Source organism: Streptomyces sp. NPDC093064 (genome assembly GCF_044754605.1).
Taxonomy (GTDB): Bacteria; Actinomycetota; Actinomycetes; order Streptomycetales; family Streptomycetaceae; genus Streptomyces.
On record NZ_JBIVPK010000024.1, the window covers coordinates 40,854 to 59,524 of the forward strand.

The 18,671-nt window shown below is 69.4% G+C and carries 12 protein-coding genes; 8 read left to right on the top strand and 4 right to left on the bottom strand.

The window, feature by feature from the left end; all coding sequences use genetic code 11:
* Window positions 1-1,092 precede the first annotated feature (1,092 nt).
* The 4 genes from ACIQFZ_RS25935 (at window position 1,093) to ACIQFZ_RS25950 (ending at window position 5,596) form a co-directional block, all read left to right on the top strand.
* Window positions 1,093-1,644: a hypothetical protein gene (locus tag ACIQFZ_RS25935; protein WP_402692255.1), complete on the top strand. Its 552-nt coding sequence runs from the start codon at window positions 1,093-1,095 to the stop codon at window positions 1,642-1,644.
* A 448-nt stretch (window positions 1,645-2,092) separates the two neighbouring features.
* Window positions 2,093-2,575 (top strand): hypothetical protein, encoded by a 483-nt coding sequence (locus ACIQFZ_RS25940; protein WP_365425613.1) that lies wholly within the window; start codon window positions 2,093-2,095, stop codon window positions 2,573-2,575.
* 255 nt (window positions 2,576-2,830) lie between these two features.
* Window positions 2,831-3,604 (top strand): class I SAM-dependent methyltransferase, encoded by a 774-nt coding sequence (locus ACIQFZ_RS25945; protein ID WP_402692256.1) that lies wholly within the window; start codon window positions 2,831-2,833, stop codon window positions 3,602-3,604.
* A gap of 201 nt (window positions 3,605-3,805) precedes the next feature.
* Window positions 3,806-5,596, top strand: a complete 1,791-nt coding sequence (locus ACIQFZ_RS25950; RefSeq protein ID WP_402692257.1) for an FAD-dependent oxidoreductase — start codon at window positions 3,806-3,808, stop codon at window positions 5,594-5,596.
* Window positions 5,597-5,673: 77 nt separating this feature from the next.
* Here the strand turns inward: ACIQFZ_RS25950 and ACIQFZ_RS25955 are convergent, their stop codons facing one another.
* Complete coding sequence (locus ACIQFZ_RS25955; protein WP_402692258.1) at window positions 5,674-6,702, bottom strand: nitronate monooxygenase; 1,029 nt, start codon at window positions 6,700-6,702, stop codon at window positions 5,674-5,676.
* A gap of 37 nt (window positions 6,703-6,739) precedes the next feature.
* A complete protein-coding gene (locus tag ACIQFZ_RS25960) occupies window positions 6,740-7,927 on the bottom strand; it encodes a YbfB/YjiJ family MFS transporter (protein WP_365425615.1) in 1,188 nt (395 codons plus the stop codon).
* A 150-nt stretch (window positions 7,928-8,077) separates the two neighbouring features.
* Here ACIQFZ_RS25960 and ACIQFZ_RS25965 point away from each other — a divergent pair, with 150 nt between their 5' ends.
* From ACIQFZ_RS25965 to ACIQFZ_RS25980, 4 genes are all read left to right on the top strand, one after another.
* Window positions 8,078-8,929, top strand: a complete 852-nt coding sequence (locus ACIQFZ_RS25965) for a LysR family transcriptional regulator (protein ID WP_365775306.1) — start codon at window positions 8,078-8,080, stop codon at window positions 8,927-8,929.
* Window positions 8,930-9,058: 129 nt separating this feature from the next.
* Entirely contained in the window at window positions 9,059-9,226 is a 168-nt protein-coding gene (locus ACIQFZ_RS25970; protein ID WP_402692259.1) for a hypothetical protein, read from the top strand.
* Between the two features lie 89 nt (window positions 9,227-9,315).
* Window positions 9,316-9,720 carry a tautomerase family protein gene (locus ACIQFZ_RS25975; protein ID WP_365775305.1) on the top strand — a complete coding sequence of 135 codons (405 nt, stop codon included), beginning with the start codon at window positions 9,316-9,318 and terminating at the stop codon, window positions 9,718-9,720.
* A gap of 399 nt (window positions 9,721-10,119) precedes the next feature.
* Complete coding sequence (locus tag ACIQFZ_RS25980; protein WP_402692260.1) at window positions 10,120-12,414, top strand: FUSC family protein; 2,295 nt, start codon at window positions 10,120-10,122, stop codon at window positions 12,412-12,414.
* A 96-nt stretch (window positions 12,415-12,510) separates the two neighbouring features.
* Here the strand turns inward: ACIQFZ_RS25980 and ACIQFZ_RS25985 are convergent, their stop codons facing one another.
* The gene (locus tag ACIQFZ_RS25985) at window positions 12,511-13,191 is read right to left on the bottom strand and encodes an SDR family NAD(P)-dependent oxidoreductase (RefSeq protein WP_402692288.1); all 681 of its coding nucleotides are present in this window, start codon (window positions 13,189-13,191) and stop codon (window positions 12,511-12,513) included.
* Window positions 13,192-13,984: 793 nt separating this feature from the next.
* Window positions 13,985-17,650, bottom strand: a complete 3,666-nt coding sequence (locus ACIQFZ_RS25990) for a S8 family serine peptidase (RefSeq protein ID WP_402692261.1) — start codon at window positions 17,648-17,650, stop codon at window positions 13,985-13,987.
* Between the last annotated feature and the right edge of the window lie 1,021 nt (window positions 17,651-18,671).

Below are 18,671 nucleotides of genomic sequence, written 5' to 3' on the forward strand. Positions count from 1 at the left end.
GCAGCGGCAGCGGCAGCGGCAGCGGCAGCGGCAGCGGCAGCGGCAGCGGCAGCGGCAGCGGCAGCGGCAGCGGCAGCGGCAGCGGCAGCGGCAGCGGCAGCGCGATCCTCATTCAGCGGCTCCTCCACCGACAAGACCCACACCCTTGCCGGGAGGCGACGTGGGAGCTTTTGACCTCCTGGCAGATGTGGCATCCCATCAGCCCCAGCCGCCCCGACGCGGTCCTGGCCACCATCGCGGACATGGCACCACAGACCGTGGTGTGGCTGAACGAAGCCCACACTCCTCGGCCCGGACCCGCTCTGCAGACGACCTGCTGACGACCCGCCCCCGGACAAGCACGCTCACGTCCGCCCGACTGCTGCACGGTCATGAGATCGACGAGCCGGACACGTTCCCCGGCGCCGGCCCGACGCCGCCCCCGGCCGGTAGGGGTCGCCGATCCATGAACGTGCCAGTGTTCCCGCATCCGGCCTGTCGCCTCACAGCGCAGGGCAGCCCACTCGTGCGGTCGAGCTCAAGGCTTCGAGGCCCTTGACCGGGCAGCCTGGTGAAGGCCTCGCACCCCCTTGCGCTGCGGCGATGGCGGAGTGCCGCACTCCCCTCGGCGGACCTGCCGAACGCCGACGCCCGCCGGGTGAGGGGTCGTCATAGGTCCCGCCTTCGGGTCCTTCGGGCCTTCAGCTCCTTGACCACGGCACGATGCCCCGGCCCCCACCGGGCGGCGGACGGCACGAGCACAAGGCCCTCGCGGGGCAGGGCCTACTTTGATCCGGCCTATGACCCCGCCCGCCCCGAAATCCGGTGAGCCCTTCGCACCGGCATTTCCAGGCGACCCGCTGCCGCACGGGTGATCAGGCATCAGAGATCACCTTGAAGGCCTAATCCCTCATCAATCTGCCCAGGAACTGCGACTGATTGACGTGTCGTCAGCAGTTGGGAAGACGGGTCCGCGGGTGCTCTGGGTACCCCGTTCGGCTCCCCCACACCAGCTCTTCCGGCATTTCCGAAATGACAGCCTTAGGGGCGGTTAGTACGTTCAATCACACACCGGCTTCCAAAGCCGGCCTCTCTGAGAAGGAGCAAGACATCATGATCATGACCCGTTCCAAGGTCGTCACCGCGGGCGTCTCCGCCGCTGCCGTACTCGCCGTGACCGGCATCACCTACGCCACCGCCGCCCCCGCACCCGAGGCGGCCCCGGCCGTCGTCAAGCAGGCCCCCGCTCCGGCCTACGCCCCGATGGGCGGCGAGGGCGGACAGGGCGGACAGGGCAAGGGCAACGAGGGCGGCGGCCGCGGCGGCGGCGGCGAAGGCGGCGAAGGCTTCAAGGGCAAGCGCCACCACGAGATCGGCCGGATCTTCATCAACGAGCGGTCGTTCTCCGCCCACCCCGACGGCTGCATCACCGTCGTAAGCGGACTGGGCTCCAAGAGCTTCAACATCCGCAACGACAGCAAGCGGACGGTCGAGTTCTTCCGCGGGGCGACCTGCGACAACGGCGCCCCCGTCGCCACCGTCGGCCCTCACAGCGAAGCCAACGGCGTCAAGGTGCACCACACCGAAGGCGTCCGCGTCAAGGACGGAGTCGTAGGTAGCTTCCGGGTGGTCAAGCGCCACCACGGCGAAGACTTCGACTTCTAAACCCAACCGCACCATGCGAACCACATAGAACCCCGGCCCGCCGTAATCGGGCCGGGGTTCTGGCCTCAGACCCCCTGGGGCACCCGACACATGGTGCCCACACCCGCCCCTTGCCCAAATGGTCCACGCACCATGCACGCCATCCTAAAACCCGCCAGAAGGCGCTGCGAGGCCGCCCACGCCGACGTCCTCCCGTTTCACCGATTCACCCCCAAGGGAATTCCCGCTGGAACACCCCACTTGGCGGCGTTACCCAGCAACGGCCACCGGTCTCCTTCGCAGCAGTCGGGTGCGCCCGAACGGGTGACGAAAGCGAAAAGCGCACCTCTGGTGCGGCTCCCCTCACCCGGTCTGTGACCGCAAGCAAAGCACACGGACCCAGGACACAGCGGCAAGGCACGCGACCACAGGACACAATCCCCACCCAAGACACCTCGGGAAGACTCCTATGAACAACCGCCTGGTGGAGGACGCAAGCGACGACAACTACGTCATGGACATCCTCGACATCACCTGCACCCCCGCGCTGCCGCGCCTCGGACACCAAGTCCGCTGGGACATGGAGTGCTACCTCAAAGAGACGGTCGACCTGACCCAGGTCACCTGCAGGGTCATCATGAAGATCGGCCCCATGAAAATACTCGACAAAAGCTACAAACTGCCCGACCTGCTGGCAAGCATGGGCACAAGCCTGTCGGGTGACGCCCAACCACCCGCCGGACCGTGGAAACAGACCTGGAACCTCCACATCCCCCAGACCGTGCCCGTGGCCAGACACCGACTCCACCTACGCGCCCACACAGCAGACGGAAAGAACTTCCTCGCCCTGGACATCCCCGTCGCCTTCAGCCACAGATGGACCACCACCAGCGACAACATCGCCTCACCCAACCACCACGACTTCGACAGAGACCTCAGCCGGGCAGTGTGACCGAAGCTCACACCCCCTGCGCCCACCATCAGCAGCGCGGCCCGCAACCTCACGAAACCTGTGTCCGCTCAGCCCACTCCCGCCCCACTCAGTGAGGTCTTCTCAGCACGTCACGCACCCGCGGGCGCCGGCCAGGCCGCCCCCGCCTCAGTCGTCCCGGTCGTGGAGGCAAGCTCCTCCTCCACGACCGGGGCAACCGTCGATGCTCCTGCGGACCCCCGGGGGAAGGCACCGTTGCAGTACTAGGCTGCGCCGATGGAACGCGAAACCGACGTGGCCGAGAGTGTCGCCCTGCCTGCAGATCCGGCCCAGGCGAATGACTACGACAGCTTCGCCGAGGCGTACTCGGCGGAAACCGAGAGCAACCTCGTGAACGCGTACTACGCGCGTCCCGCGATGTTGGCCCTTGCCGGAGACGTGGCCGGCCGCCGGATCCTGGACGCCGGCTGCGGCTCCGGCCCCCTGTCCGCTGCACTACGCGACCGCGGTGCCGTCGTCACCGGCGTGGACGCCAGTGCGGCGATGCTGGCGTTGGCCAGGCGGCGGCTCGGCAACGACGTAGCCCTGCACCTGGCCGACCTGAGCAGCCCCCTGCCGTTCGACGACGGCGCGTTCGACGACGTGGTCGCGTCGCTGGTGCTGCACTACCTGGAGGACTGGGGGCCGACGCTGGCCGAGATACGGCGAGTGCTCAGGCCCGGCGGCCGACTGATCGCGTCGGTGGACCACCCTTTCGTGGCCTACACGATCCAGGATCCTCGGCCCGATTACTTCGCGACCACCAGCTATACCTTCGACTGGACGTTCAACGGGCAATCCGTCCCGATGAGGTTCTGGCGCAGGCCGTTGCACGCGATGACCGAGGCCTTCACCACCGCCGGCTTCCGCCTTGCCGTCATCAGCGAGCCGCAGCCCGACCCGGCCGCCCGTGAACTGTTCCCCGACGGCTTCCATGACCTTTCGACCAAAACCAACTTCCTGTTCTTCGTCGTCGAGGTACCGCCGTCGGCTGCAGGCTCGGACGAATAGTGCCGCAACGGCGCTTGCCCTGACGCATGATCTGGCAGCTCAACAAGCCGACATCCTCCACGCCGCGGCCACCACCCGGCACGACACCGTCGTCACCGTTGTGTTTCCTTTCGGACGATTCCTGCACCATTGTGAGGATGCAGTGGGTGACCGGCCCACGACCTGTCGCGGAGTCCCCGCTCTCCCTACCCTCCCGTATCCATGACAACAGAACACCGGAAAACAACCCGCAGACGATTCCTCACGAGTGCTGGGGGCACGGTGGGCGCCCTCGCCTTATGGCCGGACGCCGCCGCAGCAGCCTCCACCGGCAAACACGTCGCCGTCCTCGGCGGCGGCGTCTCCGGACTCAGCGCTGCCCATGAACTCGCCGAACGCGGCTACACGGTCACCGTCTACGAGTACTACGACGTGCTCGGCGGCAAGGCGCGCTCGATGAACGTCCCCGGAACCGGCACGGGCGGCCGTAGACCCCTGCCCGGCGAACACGGCTTCCGCTTCTTCCCGGGCTTCTACCGGAACCTGCCCGACAGCATGCGACGCATCCCTTTCCCCGGCAACGCAAACGGCGTCCACGACAACCTCCGCGGCAGCACCGAGGCACTCTTCGCCCGCGAGGCGGGCCGCCCCGACCTTCACTTGCCCCTACGACGGGTCACCACCCCGCCCGCGCCCGGCGACATCACCCCCTCGTGGATCCGCGACCAGATCCTCTCCGTCCTCGACCTGGGCAGCCGGCTCCCCGCCAACGAGGCCGCCTACTTCGCCGACCGTGTCCTCGTCCACCTCACCAGTTGCGACGCGCGCCGCGAGGACCAGTGGGAGAAGACCTCCTGGTGGGACTTCATCCGGGCGGAACGGATGAGCGAGGAGTACCGCACGCTCCTCGGCATCGGACAGACCCGCAACCTCGTCGCCACCCGCGCCCAGGTAGCCTCCACCCGCACCGTCGGCCGCGTCATCATCGAGGCGCTGCTGCTGTGGGGCCTGCTGGGCCGCGGCATGGACGGCGACGCGGACATCGACCGAGTCCTCAACGCTCCGACCAGCGAGGCGTGGATCGACCCCTGGTCAGCACACCTGCGCTCGCTGGGCGTTCGCTTCGTTCTCGGCGCCCAGGTGCAGGAGGTGCTGTTCGAGGGCGGACGCGTCACCGGTGTGAGGGTCTCGGCCCGTGACGGCAGCAGCGAACGCACCATCACCGCCGACCACTACGTCTGCGCCATGCCCGTCGAGCACGCCCGGCGCACCTGGGGTACCGCCCTGCGCGCGGCCGACCCGCAACTCGCCCGGTGCGACGCACTGCAGACGGACTGGATGACCGGTGTCCAGTTCTACCTGCGCACCCCCACACCCGTCGTCCACGGACACATCAACTGCCTCGACTCACCGTGGTCCGTGACAGGGGTCGGACAGGCGCAGTTCTGGGACGTACGGAACTTCTCGCAGGACTACGGCGACGGACGCGCCCACGACTGCCTGTCCGTCATCGTCTCGGAGTGGGACAAGCCGGGAATCCTGTACGGCAAGAAAGCCCGTGACTGCACACGTGAGGAGATCGTCGAGGAGTGCTGGGCGCAGCTGAAGGACGCCCTGAACGACTCCGGCAAGACGACACTCACCGACACCGACCGGGTCGGCTGGTTCATGGACCCGGCCGTGACAGACCTCGGCAGCCCCGACCCGCACAATCGCGAGCCGCTCCTCATCCACCCCGCCGGCACGCTCTACAACCGCCCGTCGGCGAAGACCGCCGTACCGAACCTCTTCCTCGCCGGCGACTACGTCCGCACCGACGTAGACCTGGCCACGATGGAAGGTGCCAACGAATCGGCACGACGGGCCGTCAACGCGCTGCTCGACCAGGACGGCTCGAACGCCGAACGCTGCCGGATCTGGGAGCTGTACCGCCCCCAGGAACTGGAACCCCTCAAACGCATCGACAAGATCCGCTACCGACTCGGCCTGCCCAACACCTTCGACCTGGGATGACGTGGGACAGTTCGGGATGGCTGGTTCGGGGCCCGGGTCGACGGTGCGTGCCCATGGGTGCGATGGTCGCAGCCGACTCATAGCTGGTCCGCGAGACGGGCGTAGGTGTCGACGGCGCGTTCCGCCTTCGCGTGGCGATGCCCCGTCCCTGCCCACAGATTGATCAGGCGTGTGTCACCGGCAGCGGTGGCCGCTTTGCGGAGTGGGCCGGTGAGGTGGTGGAGGGCGGGGTAGCCCTCGGGGGCGATGGGGTCGTACTGATCAATGAAGTGGTTGCGCAGGGCGCGTGCGGGCCGTCCTGTAAAAGCGCGGGTGATCGTGGTGGTGGCGAAGGCGGGGTCGACCAGGGCCGCCTTGTGCGGTGCGGATGCTCCGCTCTCGTGCGTACGCAGCAGGACGGTGCCGATCATGGCGGCTTCGGCGCCTGCGGCCAGAGTGGCGGCCACGTCGGCGGCGGTGGTGATTCCGCCGGTGGCGATGATGGGCAGGGCGACGGCGTGGCGCACTGCGGTGATCAGGTCGGTGAGCCGGATGGGCTGGGGCGATCGTGCCGGAGTGAGCGTGGCCGAGTGACCGCCGGCGGCCGCTGACTGGACGATCAGCGCGTCGATGCCGGATTCAGCGGCCAGGCGCGCTTCATCGGCCGAGGTGACGGTCTGCAGAACGGTGCTCCCGGCGGTGCGGAGAGCGCGGACGACGGCGCGGTCCGGGATGCCGAAAGTGAAGGACACCCAGGGGACGGGTGCGGAGGTGAGCAGGTCGATCTTGTCCGTCCAGTCGTCGTCGTCCTCGATCGGCTCCTCGGGCAGCGTGAGGCCGTAGCGGTTGGCCTCCATCTGCACCGCCCGTGCGTAGCACCGGTATGCCTCGTGGGAGACGGGGACCGGGTTGGGGGCGAACAGGTTGACGCCGAAAGCGACGTCTTGGGCGCGCGTGGTGTGGATCTGCCCGGCGAGTGCCTGTGCGGTCTTGTATCCGCCGGCGAGGAACCCCAGCCCGCCTGCGCGGGCGGCGGCGGTGACCAGTGCGAGGGTGCTCGGTCCGCCGGCCATCGGCGCTGCGACGAGAGGGAGGTCTACTCCGAGGTCGGAGAGCAGGGTGCTCACGACAACTCCTTCTGGAGGTAAGGCAGCGGCAGGGGTGTCAGGCCGCCGCGGTCACGGGGCCGGGGTGGTGCGGGAAGCGGATGCAGACGGCGGTGGACGCGACTGCGGCGGCGACGACCATCGCGCTGCCGAGCAGGAGGACCTGGTGGTAGCCGTGGCGGAGCAGGGGGGCGGCGAGCAGCGGGCCGAGGATCTGGCCGACGCTGTATCCGGCGGTCAGCAGGGCCACGGCCCGGGGCACTTGAAGATGGCTTCCGATGGACAGGGCGATCGTGCTGACGCCCATGAATGTGGCGCCGAACAGTACGGCGGACACGAGCGCGGGCGTGGTGCCGCCGAGCAGCGCCGGCAGGGCGATACCGATGGCCTGGATGGTCAGCGCGGCCAGCAGGAGGGCCGGCCTGGACCAGCGGCGGGCCAGCCGGGTCCACAGGGCGCAGGAGGGAAGGGCGGCGAGGCCGACCACGATCCAGGCGCCGCCGCCGAGCCAGCCTTTGTCACCCTGTTGGATCGCGGCGACCAGAAAGGTACCGGCGATGATGTAGCCGATGCCCTCGAAGGTGTAGCTGGCGAGCAGCGCGAGGAACCAGCGGTGGGTGCGCGGCCGTTCGGCCTGCGCGGCTGTTGCGGAACTGACGGTTTCCGGCGGCGGGGCCAGGGGCCAGGCGAGTGCGGTGAGCACGGCCGCGAGCGCGGCGCAGGTCCACCAGGCGGCCTGCCAGGTGGACGCGGCCTGCACGGCGACGACCAACAGGCCGGACAGGGCGATTCCGGCACCGACGCCGCCGAAGGCCCAGCCGACCAGGTGGTGGGCGTGTGCGCGAAGACGGGAGAGCATCGCGCTGACGGCGATCACGAAGACCAGCGCGCTGGCGGCACCGGCGATGAGACGCAAGCCGAACCAGGCGGTGCCGTCGTGCGTGACCGGCATGAGCGCCAGCGTCAGCACCAGCACGACGAGCGAACCCCGCAGTGCCGCGGCCGACCGCACGACGGCGGGGGCGGCGATGCCGGCCAGGGCGCCTGCGAGGTAGCCGATGAAGTTCGCCGTGGCCAGGTTCGCCCCGAGTGCCGGGGAAAGGCCGGCCCGCTCGTGCATGAGGGGAAGGATGGGGGTGTAGACGAACCTGCCGACTCCCATTGCCGCGGCGAGGGCGGCCGCCGCCTGGACGACGATCGTCCAGGGCGACTGCGTTCGGGGACGGGGCGGGGCCGATGTCTTCACGGCTGCTGATGCCTTCACGGCTTGGGCGCCTTCCTGAGCGGCGTTCACGGGCCGACTTCCACGCTAGGCAGCGCACGCACCACTGTGAAATGCCGGATACGCTGCTGCTATGCGCCGCAGGCATGGATGCGCGAGAGGGGTGCCTGGGACATGGATGTCGAATTCCGTCACCTGCGGGCCTTCACGTCCGTGGCTCGTCACCGCTCGTTCTCCCGTGCCGCCGAGGAACTGCTGATCACGCAGCCGGCTCTGAGTCGTACGATCGCGCAGCTGGAGGGGAATCTGAGCGTCCGCCTGCTCGACCGCTCCTCGCGCCACGTCGAACTGACGGACACCGGCGCGGAGTTCCTCGTCCACGCCGAGCGGGTGCTCGCGACGCTGGACGAGGCCCTCGCCGTGGCGAGCCGCCATGTCATGCTGCGGCTCGGTTTCAGTTGGCTGCTGCCCGACCCCTGGGCTCAGCAGGCCGTCAGCCGCTTCGAGGAGAGCACGGGGGCGTCGGTCGTCCTGTCGCGGACCGACGATCCTCTCCAGGCGCTGCGCCAGCGCACCGTCGACATCGCGCTGATCCGGGGTGACGTCGACGTACCCAGAGGGGCGCGCACCGTGCACCTGTACGACGAGCTGCGCGTCGCGGTGTGCTCCGAGCACTGCGATCTGGCCCGCATCGGTCATCTGGACTGGTCGGACGTACAGCACTGGCCGTTGGTCGTGAACACGGTCAGCGGCACCACCGGCCCCTGGTCGTGGCCGGTGGACCAGCGCCCGGCCCAGATCATCGAGACGTCGAACTACGACGAGTGGCTGGAGACGGTGGCCGCCAACCGCGGGATCGGCATCGTCCCCGAGGTCGCGCAGCGCCGCACCCAGCACCCCGCCCTCCGCTTCGTGCCCCTCACCGACGCCCCGCCGAGCCCGGTCAGCCTTGTCTACTTGCCCGACGCCCAGCGCACGCTGATCCGCCGGTTCCTGGACACAGCCCTCCGGGCGAAGACGCAGTGACACACGTGGCGTCCTGCCTTTGAGCTGCATCCATGCCTGATATGCACACATGCGTCGGCCCAGGCATTTCAGACAAGGCTGGGCGGTCATGAGCGTCGACGGTGACCGGACCATGCGTCGAGGGCCACGATGAGCACGACGAGAATGTCCCGGCAGGGATGCGCGATCACCGTCCTGGGCGGCCCGACAGCCGTCGTCGACATCGGCTACCTGGGCATCGGCGGCTATCCGGCCTTCGACGACTGCGGCCGCGCTGCGGGATCGGCGGCCGTCCCAGCCTGTCGGCGTCGCCGGTGATCGCGGCCCACGCGACGTGGGTGCGGCTGCCCCGCTGATCCGCCCGCGCCGACAGCCCGTCCGCGACAGACCGACAAGGAGCGACCGACATGCCTTTGGTCCGGATCGATCTCATCCGCGGCCGTCGTCCCGACGAGCTGAGGGCAATCGCCGAGGCGACGCACCGCGCGCTGGTGGACGTGCTGGGCATCCCCGAGCGGGACAGATTCCAGCTCATCACCGAGCACGACGCCGACCACGTCATCGCCCTCGACGCCGGCCTCGGCTTCACACGTACCGACCGGCTCGTGTTGATCCAGATCTTCACCCAGGCAGGACGCACGACCGAGGTCAAGCAACGCGTCTTCCGAGCCGTCGCCGAGCAGTTGGAACACCTTGGCATCGGCGGCGAGGACGTTTTCGTCTCCATCGTGGAGAACGGCCCTCAGGACTGGTCCTTCGGCTTCGGGCGCGCCCAGTACACCGAGGGAGCTCTGCCCGTCCCCGGCCACTGACATCACGGGTCCGGTCGCGGCCCGCAGGTACGCTCCCGCACCGGTTCATGGTGTCGTCGGGCCGGGCTGGCGGTGTCGCGCCGCGGGTCTCGCCGACGGGCTTGGTGTGGCGGAGGGTGACGACCTGGGTGGTGGCGTCCATCGTCATCGCGGCGATGCTGTGGTGGTCGTCGACCATCCAGGACAAGCTGGTCTCGGTGCGGATTGCGGTGGCGTCACCGGCCGGGTAGTAGCGCCGGCCAGGCCGGTGCCCTATCCGGCTGTCAAGACGGGCACTCCGTGGCCGCCGCCTGTGGCGTCGCCCCCGAGGTTCTCGCCCTACTGCGACGCATCTCGGCTCAGGATGGGTGGAAGACACTGTTCGGTTGCCGTGCCACCACCTCACCGAGGCGGATTGCGATGATTCAGATGCTTCAGTTCACCGCATGGTTGCGCCGCCGGGATCCGGGTCTCGCCGCCATGCGGCGGGCGGCCAGGACCGCGGTGGTGATGCCGTCCCTCTTCGCGCTGTGCACCCAGGTCTTCCACGCGCCGGTGACGGGCACCTACGCCGCGCTCGGCGCGTTCGCGATGCTCTTGCTGGTCGAATACTCCGGCCCCGTGGTGCAGCGGCTGCGCGCGCATGCGGCGCTCGGCGCGGCCTGGCTGGTGCTGGTCTCACTGGGCACCCTCGCGTCGCAGTCGGTCTGGATCGCGATTGCCGCGACGCTGGTGGTGGGCTTCGTCGTGCTCTTCTCGGGCGTGGTCAGCTCGGTCCTGGCCGGCGCCTCGACGTCGCTGCTGTTGGCGTTCGTCCTGCCGGTATCCGCGCCCGCTCCCCTGGCCCAGCTGCCCGACCGGCTGATCGGCGTGGTGCTGGCGGCCGGGACGTCCGTGATGGCGGTCTGGCTGTTGTGGGCGGGGACGCAGACCGATCCGCTCAGCGCGCCGGCGGCTCGGGTCTGCCGAGCTGCGGCGGTGCAGTTGCGCACCGATGCGGACTACTTCACGGGCCGTGCCGTCGGCCCCGCCTTCGGGAAATGCCGTGCCTGCGCCCAAGAGACCAGGTCGAGCACACAGAAGCTGCGGCAGGCATTCACCGCCACCCCCTACCGGCCCACCAGCCTGTCCACCGGGTCCCGGGCGCTGGTCCGCCTGATCGACGAGTTGACCTGGCTGAGCGCAATCCTCGCCGAGGCCGCCCCCGCCGTCGAGGACGGTTCGACGGGCACTCGGCAGTCCGCAACAGTGCGCAGGGCCGCTGCCGCCGTACTGGATCTGGCGGCGGAGATACTCGATGACCCGCACATGACGCCGGACCGCCTGCGCGCCGGGGTGGAGGAGCTCCGTCATGCGTTGACCGCGCTGGAGGACGGGGCGGCCAACCGGCTGCCGATGCCGGACGGCGGCTCCGGTGACAGGCATGGCCTCGACTCCTTGGTCGACAGTCTCGACGTCACCTTCCGGGCTCAGGAGGTGGCCTTCGTCGTCCTGCAGATCGCCCAGAACGTCGACATCGCCCGGACCGCCGATCACCGCAGCTGGCCGGACCGCCTGCTCGGCCGCGAGCCCAGCTCCCCAGCCGGTCGCCTGACCAGTGCCACGGAACGCGCCGCCGCACATGTCGAGCCGCACTCCGTATGGCTGCACAACAGCATCCGCGGCGCCATCGGCCTGGGCATCGGCATCGCGCTTGCCGACGCGACCGGCATCCAGCACGGCTTCTGGATCACGCTGGGCACCCTGGCCGTGCTGCGTTCCAACGCTCTCAGCACCGGGCAGAACGTCTTCCGTGCACTCGGCGGCACTCTGGCCGGCTCGATCCTGGGCGCCGGTCTGCTCCAGCTCATCGGACACGACACGACCGTGCTGTGGATCCTGCTGCCCGTCGCCGTGATGGCCGCGGGCGTCGTCCCGGCCGCGATCTCGTTCGCCGCCGGGCAGGCGGCCTTCACGCTTACCCTGGTCATCCTGTTCGACATCGCCCAGCCAACGGACCTGTCGGTCATCCTGTTCCGTATCGAGGACATCGCGCTCGGCTGTGCGGTGAGCCTGGTCGTCGGCCTGCTCTTCTGGCCGCGCGGCGCGTCCGCCGCCCTCGCCAGGGCGTTGGCGGAGGCGTACGTCGACAGCGCGCGCTACGTGCTCGGGGCAGTGGGCTATGCGGTGTCCTGCTGCACTTTCAGGCCCGAAACCATCGAGCACCCGCAGGAGGGCCGCCGGGCGGCGGCCGCGGCACGCCGACTGGACGACGCCTTCAGGACCTACCTGGCCGAGCGCGGAGCTAAGGACGTCTCGTTGTGCGAGACGACGACACTGATCACGGGTGTCGTAGGGCTCCGTCTGGCCGCCGACGCGGTCCTGGAGCTGTGGCGACGGGCCCCGGGCGACCGGCCACTCGAAGACCGCGCCGCCGCGCAGAGGGAGCTGCTGGTCATGGCGGAACGGGTCTTCCGATGGTACGAGAGTCTGGCCGAGGGGCTGGAGAGCAAAGGGCAGGTGCCGAAGCCGCTGGAGTCCGACCGGGAGCACAACGCCCGGCTGGTCGAGGCGGTCCGCCGGGACCTGCGTGATGCGGACGGGCGGGCGACGGGGACCGGCATCCGCATCATCTGGACCGGCGACCATCTGGAGGCAGTGCGGCGGCTCCAGTCGCCCATCGCGGCGGCAGCCGGTCATGCCGACGCGCGCGTTGCCTTGCTGGGATCAGTTTGAGGTGGCGGGCACGGCGGCAGCAATGCCGGCTACTAGAAACTACGACTACGTCAGGGCCGCCTCATCCCGCGCCATTCGCGCCGACAACCTCAGCAGTCAGCGCCCACCCGAGACGACGATGTCGCTGCCGGTGACATACGCCGCCTCCGACGAGATCAGCCACGACACAGCAGCCGCGATCTCCTCGGGCCGACCCGTCCGACCGAGCGGGCTGTGCGCGCCCAACTCCTGATCCTCCGCAGTCACCATCCCCGTTTCGACGACCCCTGGTGAGACGTTGTTGACCCGGATCCCCTCTGACGCAACCTCATTGGACAGAGCGCGGGCCAACGTCACCATGGCGCCCTTGGTAGCCGCGTACGAAACCATCCCGGTAAATTCAGTGGGCGCTTTAGAGGCAATCGAGGCGATGTTGACGATGCATCCTCCGTTACCGCCATGAGTGGTCGACATCGCCCGGACGGCGTGTTTGGCGCACAGCATGGGCCCTACAACGTTGACCTGCGTCAGCCACGTCAGCTTGTCCGCCTGCTGCTCGTCGAGGCGAACCCGCTGGCCGGCTGTGCCGGCGTTGTTGACCAGCGCGGTCAGCGGCCCCATTTGGCGCGCCCGATCGAACAGGTCCGACACCTCATGCTCCGAGACGACATCGGCGCGCACGGCCGCGGCCCGACCGCCCTTGGCATGGATGGCGGATACCACCGACTCGGCTCCTTCGGCGTCGGCCTCGTAGTTGACGACTACGCCATAGCCGTCATGGGCCAGCCGCTCGGCGATCGCCGCGGCCGATGCCCCGGCTGGCGCCGGTGACGATCACCATGCCTTTGTCCTGGTCGGTCATCGTGCTCCCGTCGGTGAAGATCGCTTGTCAGGCGAGCCGGCCGCGGTGGCGGGGCCTACGCGGATCCGCGTTGCCTGGAACGGCGTCGGCAGGCCGCGTGGCGCGTCGCCTGAATAGCGCCTGGGCTTCACGCCTTGCGCGGGGGTGATTGAGCCCAGGCTTGCATCCGGATACGACCGCCGCATCTCGGATCACCACTCTCCGTGGCGAGTACAGTTTCAGCTTTCAGCGGCACGAGGGCGGAGAACAACGCGATGTAGCTGCCGAATTCGAACTCGTGATGTCGAGCTGTTCACGCTCAAGGCCTCCTGTCGGCCCCAGCCTCAAGCATCGTCGACGATCTGATCGACGCCGAACTGGCCGAGAGCGCACGCGTTTCCCAGCTGCGCCGCCTCGACATCGGCAAAGCCTGGGACACCCTGAGCTCCCTGCTGCGGAGGGGATCGCGGTCCCGTCTACCTGTTCGACGTGCTTGCGCGGCACGGTCAGGTGGCCTTCGCGGGCGTGGTACTGCCGGGCCTGCTCGGCGGCGCGCGCCACCTGCGCGAGATAGCCGATGTCGGCCCGCCGCCGGGTCGCGGCACCACTCCTGGTTTGCACGGACGTGACGCCGCCACAAGGCCGGTCCACATCCCGAGCAACATTCGTCTCGCGGACTGCGAAACAGCCGGGGCCCGGCGCGATGGTGCTCCGCGCCGGGCCCCGGCCCGAACTCCCGCTCTCAGCAGGTCACTTCACGCCGACCGCCCGGACGATCTCCTGCGAGACGGTCGCGCCCTTGTCGTCGCTCGCAAAGGCCCGCAACGAGACGGACGTCGCGTTCTCGGGCACCTGCAGCTCGCCCTTCCAGGAGGCGCCGCTGCCGGCGAGGCCGACGGACGACCAGGTCTTGCCGTCGTCGTAGGAGACCTCCAGCTTGCCGCCGCCGATGGTGCCGGTGCCGATCGCGCCCTTGACGTACTCGGCGTAGAGCCCGACGGGCAGCTTCGTGCCCACGCCGACCTTCCCGGCGAGGTCGGTGTCGACGTCGAAGCCGAGGTTGATCATCGGCAGGAAGATCTGCGCGTCGGTCGCGGGCCGCGCCGAACGCACGGTCCACTCGGTGTGCCCCGTGGTGCCGAGGCTCCACTTGGCGGGGTCGAGCGCCGTGTCGGTGACGACCTTGTACGTCTTCTCGGCCGGGTCGGCCTCCCAGACGTAGCCGGCGGAGCTGACCCTGCGGCCCTGGCTGACCCCGTCGGCGAAGACCTCGGTGTACTGCTTCATGCCGCTCTCGGGGTCGTACGGGTCACCGAAGCCGGTGTGGTCGGGCCCGGAGTCGCCCCAGCCCGGGGTGTTGAACTTGATCTGGTCGGCCCAGCGCTGCTGCCCCCAGCCGAGCCCGGAGCCCAGCCACGGGTGCCAGACCGGCTTGAACCAGTTCAGCTCGGTGCGCTTGCCGGGCTGGTAGGTGACCAGGCCCGAACGCTCCTCCAGGCTCGGGAGGTTGACGGACTCGTGCCACTTCTGGCCCGGCTCCATCGACACGTAGTCGGTGCGCTTGCCCGGGAACGTGTGGCGCTCCTGGAAGCCGACGCCGACCTTGAAGGTGTCGGTGAGCGAGAAGCGGAACTCGCCGCCCTCGGTCTTCTTGTCGCCGTAGTACGTGGTGTCGACGGTGGCGAGGTCCCGGCCGGCCGGGGCGTAGACGAGGCTGCGGTCGGGGATGGCGCCCGTGTAGCCCTTCGACACGTCGTACAGGTACGAGGCGTCGTTCGTGCCGGTCATGTCGATGACGCCGCCGCTGCGGGCGCGGGCCTGGAGGCGGGCGAAGTCGGCCTGGGTGACGCTCGCGATCTGCAGCGGGCGGTTCTCGTGGTTGTCGTAGAAGAGGGTGTTGAGGCGGCCGGGCGCGTCGTCGGTGACGAACAGCGCCTTCGCGCCCGCGTCCTGGGCGGCCTGCGCGATCTGGGCCTCGCTCAGGGTGCCGTCGGCGTGCACGAGGACGGCCTTGCCCTTGGCGTCCTTGCCCGCGTAGCCGGCGGGCGCGCCGTTCCCGGCGTCGACGACGCCGAGCCGGCTGTGGCCCTCGATCAGCGTGGAGCCGGGCTGTTCGTAGGTCTCGTCGATGCCGTCGACGGCGACCCGCGGCTGGCCCTGGCGCCAGACGGTGCGGTACTCGTAGCTGCCGTCCGTGACCTTCTTCGTCGGCGCGGCGAACAGCGAGTCGTACTTGATCGGGACCTGGACGATGCCGAGCACGTCGGCGCCGCCCGCCTTGCGGTCGTACTCCATGAGGCGCTGGCGCGGCTCGGTGTCCTTGGGCAGCCGGATCGCGGCCTCGCGCAGCGTGCGCCCGTCGAGGGTGATCTCGCGGTCCTGGTCGAGCTTGATCTCCGGGTCGGAGAGGTAGGCGAGGCCGAGCGAGTCCGGGCCGCTGGAGCCGCGCACGTCGAGGAAGGTGTCGGCGGTGTACGTGCCGGGCTTCAGGCGCAGCTTGACGGTGCCGGAGTCGCCGACCGTGACGACGCCCGGGTTGGTGCGCTGGGCGAGCTGCTGGAAGACGATGTTCGCGGGGGTCGGCTTGCCGTCGCGGTCCTTGACGTGGACGGTGAGCGTGTACCGCTCCTCCTCCTTGACCAGGCCGAACGCGGTGTGCGCAACCGGGGTCCCGGCGGCGCTGGCCACGATCTGCCCGCTCACGGTGCCGACGGCGGCCTTGCTGCCGTCACCGGTGACGGTGGTGGAGGCGGTGCCGTGCGCGGGCACGGTCAGCGTGCTGTCGGCGAGGCTGACGATCCCGTCGGGCGCGCCCTCGGACGTCAGCTTCAATTCCACGGGGGAGTCAGAGGAGTTGGAGTAGGTGACGGTCTTGGTGACCGGCTTGTTGCTCTCGTAGGGCCACTTGAAGAAGCCGAGGTCTGCGCTGCCGGTCGCGGTGATCTTCGCGGCGATGGCGTCGGGCACGGAGACGCGGCCCGAGCCGACCGCGTACGTCGTGTCGTCGAGCCGCTTCGAGGACGACATCAGGGCGTCCTTGAGCTGGGCGCCCGTCCAGTCCGGGTGGGCCTGGGCGAGCAGCGCGGCGACACCGGCGACGTGCGGCGTCGCCATCGACGTACCGTTCATCGTCGTGTACGAGCCCGAGCCGTTCACGAGGGAGGAGCGGGCGGCGAGGATGTTGACGCCGGGGGCGGAGACGTCCGGCTTGAGGGCGTTGTCGCCGAGACGCGGGCCCTGGCTGGAGAAGTAGGCGCGCTCGTCCTGGCCGTCGACCGCGCCGACAGTGAGGGCGGCGTCGGCGGCACCGGGCGAGCCGATGGTGCCGGGGCTGTAGGAGTTGCCGGCCGCGATCACGAACAGGGCGCCGGTCTCCGCAGAGAGGGAGTTGACGGCGGCGGCCATCGGGTCGGTGCCGTCGCTGCCCTCCTGCGAGCCGAGGGACATGGAGATGACCTTGGCCTTGATGTCCTTGGCGGCCCACTCCATACCGGCGATGATCTCGGACTCGGTACCGAAGCCCTCGTTGCTGAGCACCTTGCCGACGGCGAGGGTCGCGTCGGGGGCGACGCCCTTCTCCTTGCCGTCGGACGCGGCACCCGAACCGCCGACCGTGGACGTCACATGCGTGCCGTGCCCTTGCCGGTCCGCGACCTCCTGCCCGGCGATGAACGACTTCGACTCACTCACCCGCGAGGCGAGATCGGGATGCGTCGCGTCGTAACCGGTGTCCAGCACCGCGACCTTCACACCCTTGCCGGTGAGCCCCGCCTCCCACGCCTTCGGCGAACCGATCTGCGCGTTCGACTGCTCCATGTCGGCCTTGACCCGGCCGTCCAGCCACACCTTGCCGATACCGTCGGCGAACTGGCCCTTCTCCGTGGCCGCGTTCCAGAACGTACGGCCCTTGTCGGCGGCGAGTGCGGCGCCACCGACACTGTTCAGCTTGCGCGTGCGCTTGGCGCCCTTCGGGGTGGCGGCCGCGGAGCGCGCGCTCCGGCCCTTGTACGTCACGATGAGCGGGGTCGCGTCGGCCTGGCTGTCCGCGAGGCCCTGCTCGATCAGGGTGCTGACGTCGAAGAGCCGGGGGTCCAGGGTGCCGGAGGCGAGGTACTGCTGCGCCTCCTCCGGTATGACGGTGATCCGCCCGTCGGTCACCTGGGTGCGCACCGCGCCGGTGGCGCCTTGGGGACGCTTGACGTCGACGGTCTTGCGGCCGCCGCCGATCTCCGTGACGGTCACCTTGTCTCCGGTCACCAGCGTCACCGTGTGGGTGGCGCGGGCGGCCTTGGTGGTCTGCGCGGGCACGACGTCCTGCGCGGCCGGTGCGGCGCCCGCACCAGCCGTGGGCAGCAGCGCGAACGCGAGACCGGCCGACAGCAGGGCCGCGCCGCGTCGCGCGGTACCTCTTGTCATGGTTGCCTCTCCTCTACGGACCCCGGGCGCCGGTGGGGGGTGGGGCCGGACGCCCGGATGTTGCGAAGAGTCTGAAGGGACTTTTGGGGTACAGGCGTTGACCACCGATGGCGGGAATGCGCCCCGACGTCTTCCCGCCAGACGCCTCGAGCCGGCCCGGGCCGACCGGAACGTCGCGCATCCGATGTGATTCCGGGGTCCGTAGTTGATGTGGTGGGGTGGCTGGAGCTGGGGTGCTGGGGGTTTCCTGAGAAGGGAGCGGGCGCTCCGCATAGCCCCTGGTCAAGAGGGAGCCATCGCGCAACTCTCTGAGATGCGACGCCGGTTGAAAGGCGAGGTGGCGCGATGGCCTTGTCCCAGCAAGACTTACCCCGCGTGATGGAATCACTGCGTACGGCGAGCACACCCAGACCAGGCAACTGGCCTTCGGTCATAGCCAGTCGAGGTACTGACCGTGTGGACCGGTCAACGCACGGCTTCTGATGGCAACTCACCCTCAGAGCAGCGCCATGACCAGCTCACCGATGACCCGAAGACCGACCTGCGCAGCCAGTGACGTACGCGCCACGGGTCCCGCCCGGGCCGAGGCCGATTTCCGGCGCCGCCGGCCATCCGTCGAAGTCCCAGCGGACCATCACCGGAGCGCTCCCCGCAGCAGACAAAAACACCTCCACCGTGTGGACCGGCCGAGACCAGTCCCGCAGGAACACCGGCAGGTGGTCGGAGGGGAGGTCGCCGTGTTCGCAGCGAGGGGCCCCGTTCGGACGGGGTGATGGGCTCGACCGGCTCGGGAGTGGGATCGGGTGTCCTGGCCGTCTCGGTCATCGACCGCGTCGACGCTGTCCGACCCAGAGGCGGCCGCGCTTCCGAGGTTCAAGCACCTCGTGCTCGAGGAGCGTCCCCGTCATGGTCGGCACAGGGCAGCGAGGGCAGAGCGACTACGCGCCATCCGGCCGTCGAGCAGGGCCTCGGCGACGCGCTCGACAGTGCGTGGCCTTCGCCACAAAATGCCCATTTCAGG

Bases quoted from the DNA above. Each gene is read 5' to 3' on its own strand.
- ACIQFZ_RS25970 (WP_402692259.1), top strand. From the start codon at position 9,059: ATGAGCACGACGAGAATGTCCCGGCAGGGATGCGCGATCACCGTCCTG.
- ACIQFZ_RS25975 (WP_365775305.1), top strand. From the start codon at position 9,316: ATGCCTTTGGTCCGGATCGATCTCATCCGCGGCCGTCGTCCCGACGAG.
- ACIQFZ_RS25940 (WP_365425613.1), top strand. From the start codon at position 2,093: ATGAACAACCGCCTGGTGGAGGACGCAAGCGACGACAACTACGTCATG.
- ACIQFZ_RS25965 (WP_365775306.1), top strand. From the start codon at position 8,078: ATGGATGTCGAATTCCGTCACCTGCGGGCCTTCACGTCCGTGGCTCGT.
- ACIQFZ_RS25950 (WP_402692257.1), top strand. From the start codon at position 3,806: ATGACAACAGAACACCGGAAAACAACCCGCAGACGATTCCTCACGAGT.
- ACIQFZ_RS25980 (WP_402692260.1), top strand. From the start codon at position 10,120: ATGATTCAGATGCTTCAGTTCACCGCATGGTTGCGCCGCCGGGATCCG.
- ACIQFZ_RS25935 (WP_402692255.1), top strand. From the start codon at position 1,093: ATGATCATGACCCGTTCCAAGGTCGTCACCGCGGGCGTCTCCGCCGCT.
- ACIQFZ_RS25945 (WP_402692256.1), top strand. From the start codon at position 2,831: ATGGAACGCGAAACCGACGTGGCCGAGAGTGTCGCCCTGCCTGCAGAT.
- ACIQFZ_RS25990 (WP_402692261.1), bottom strand. From the start codon at position 17,650: ATGACAAGAGGTACCGCGCGACGCGGCGCGGCCCTGCTGTCGGCCGGT.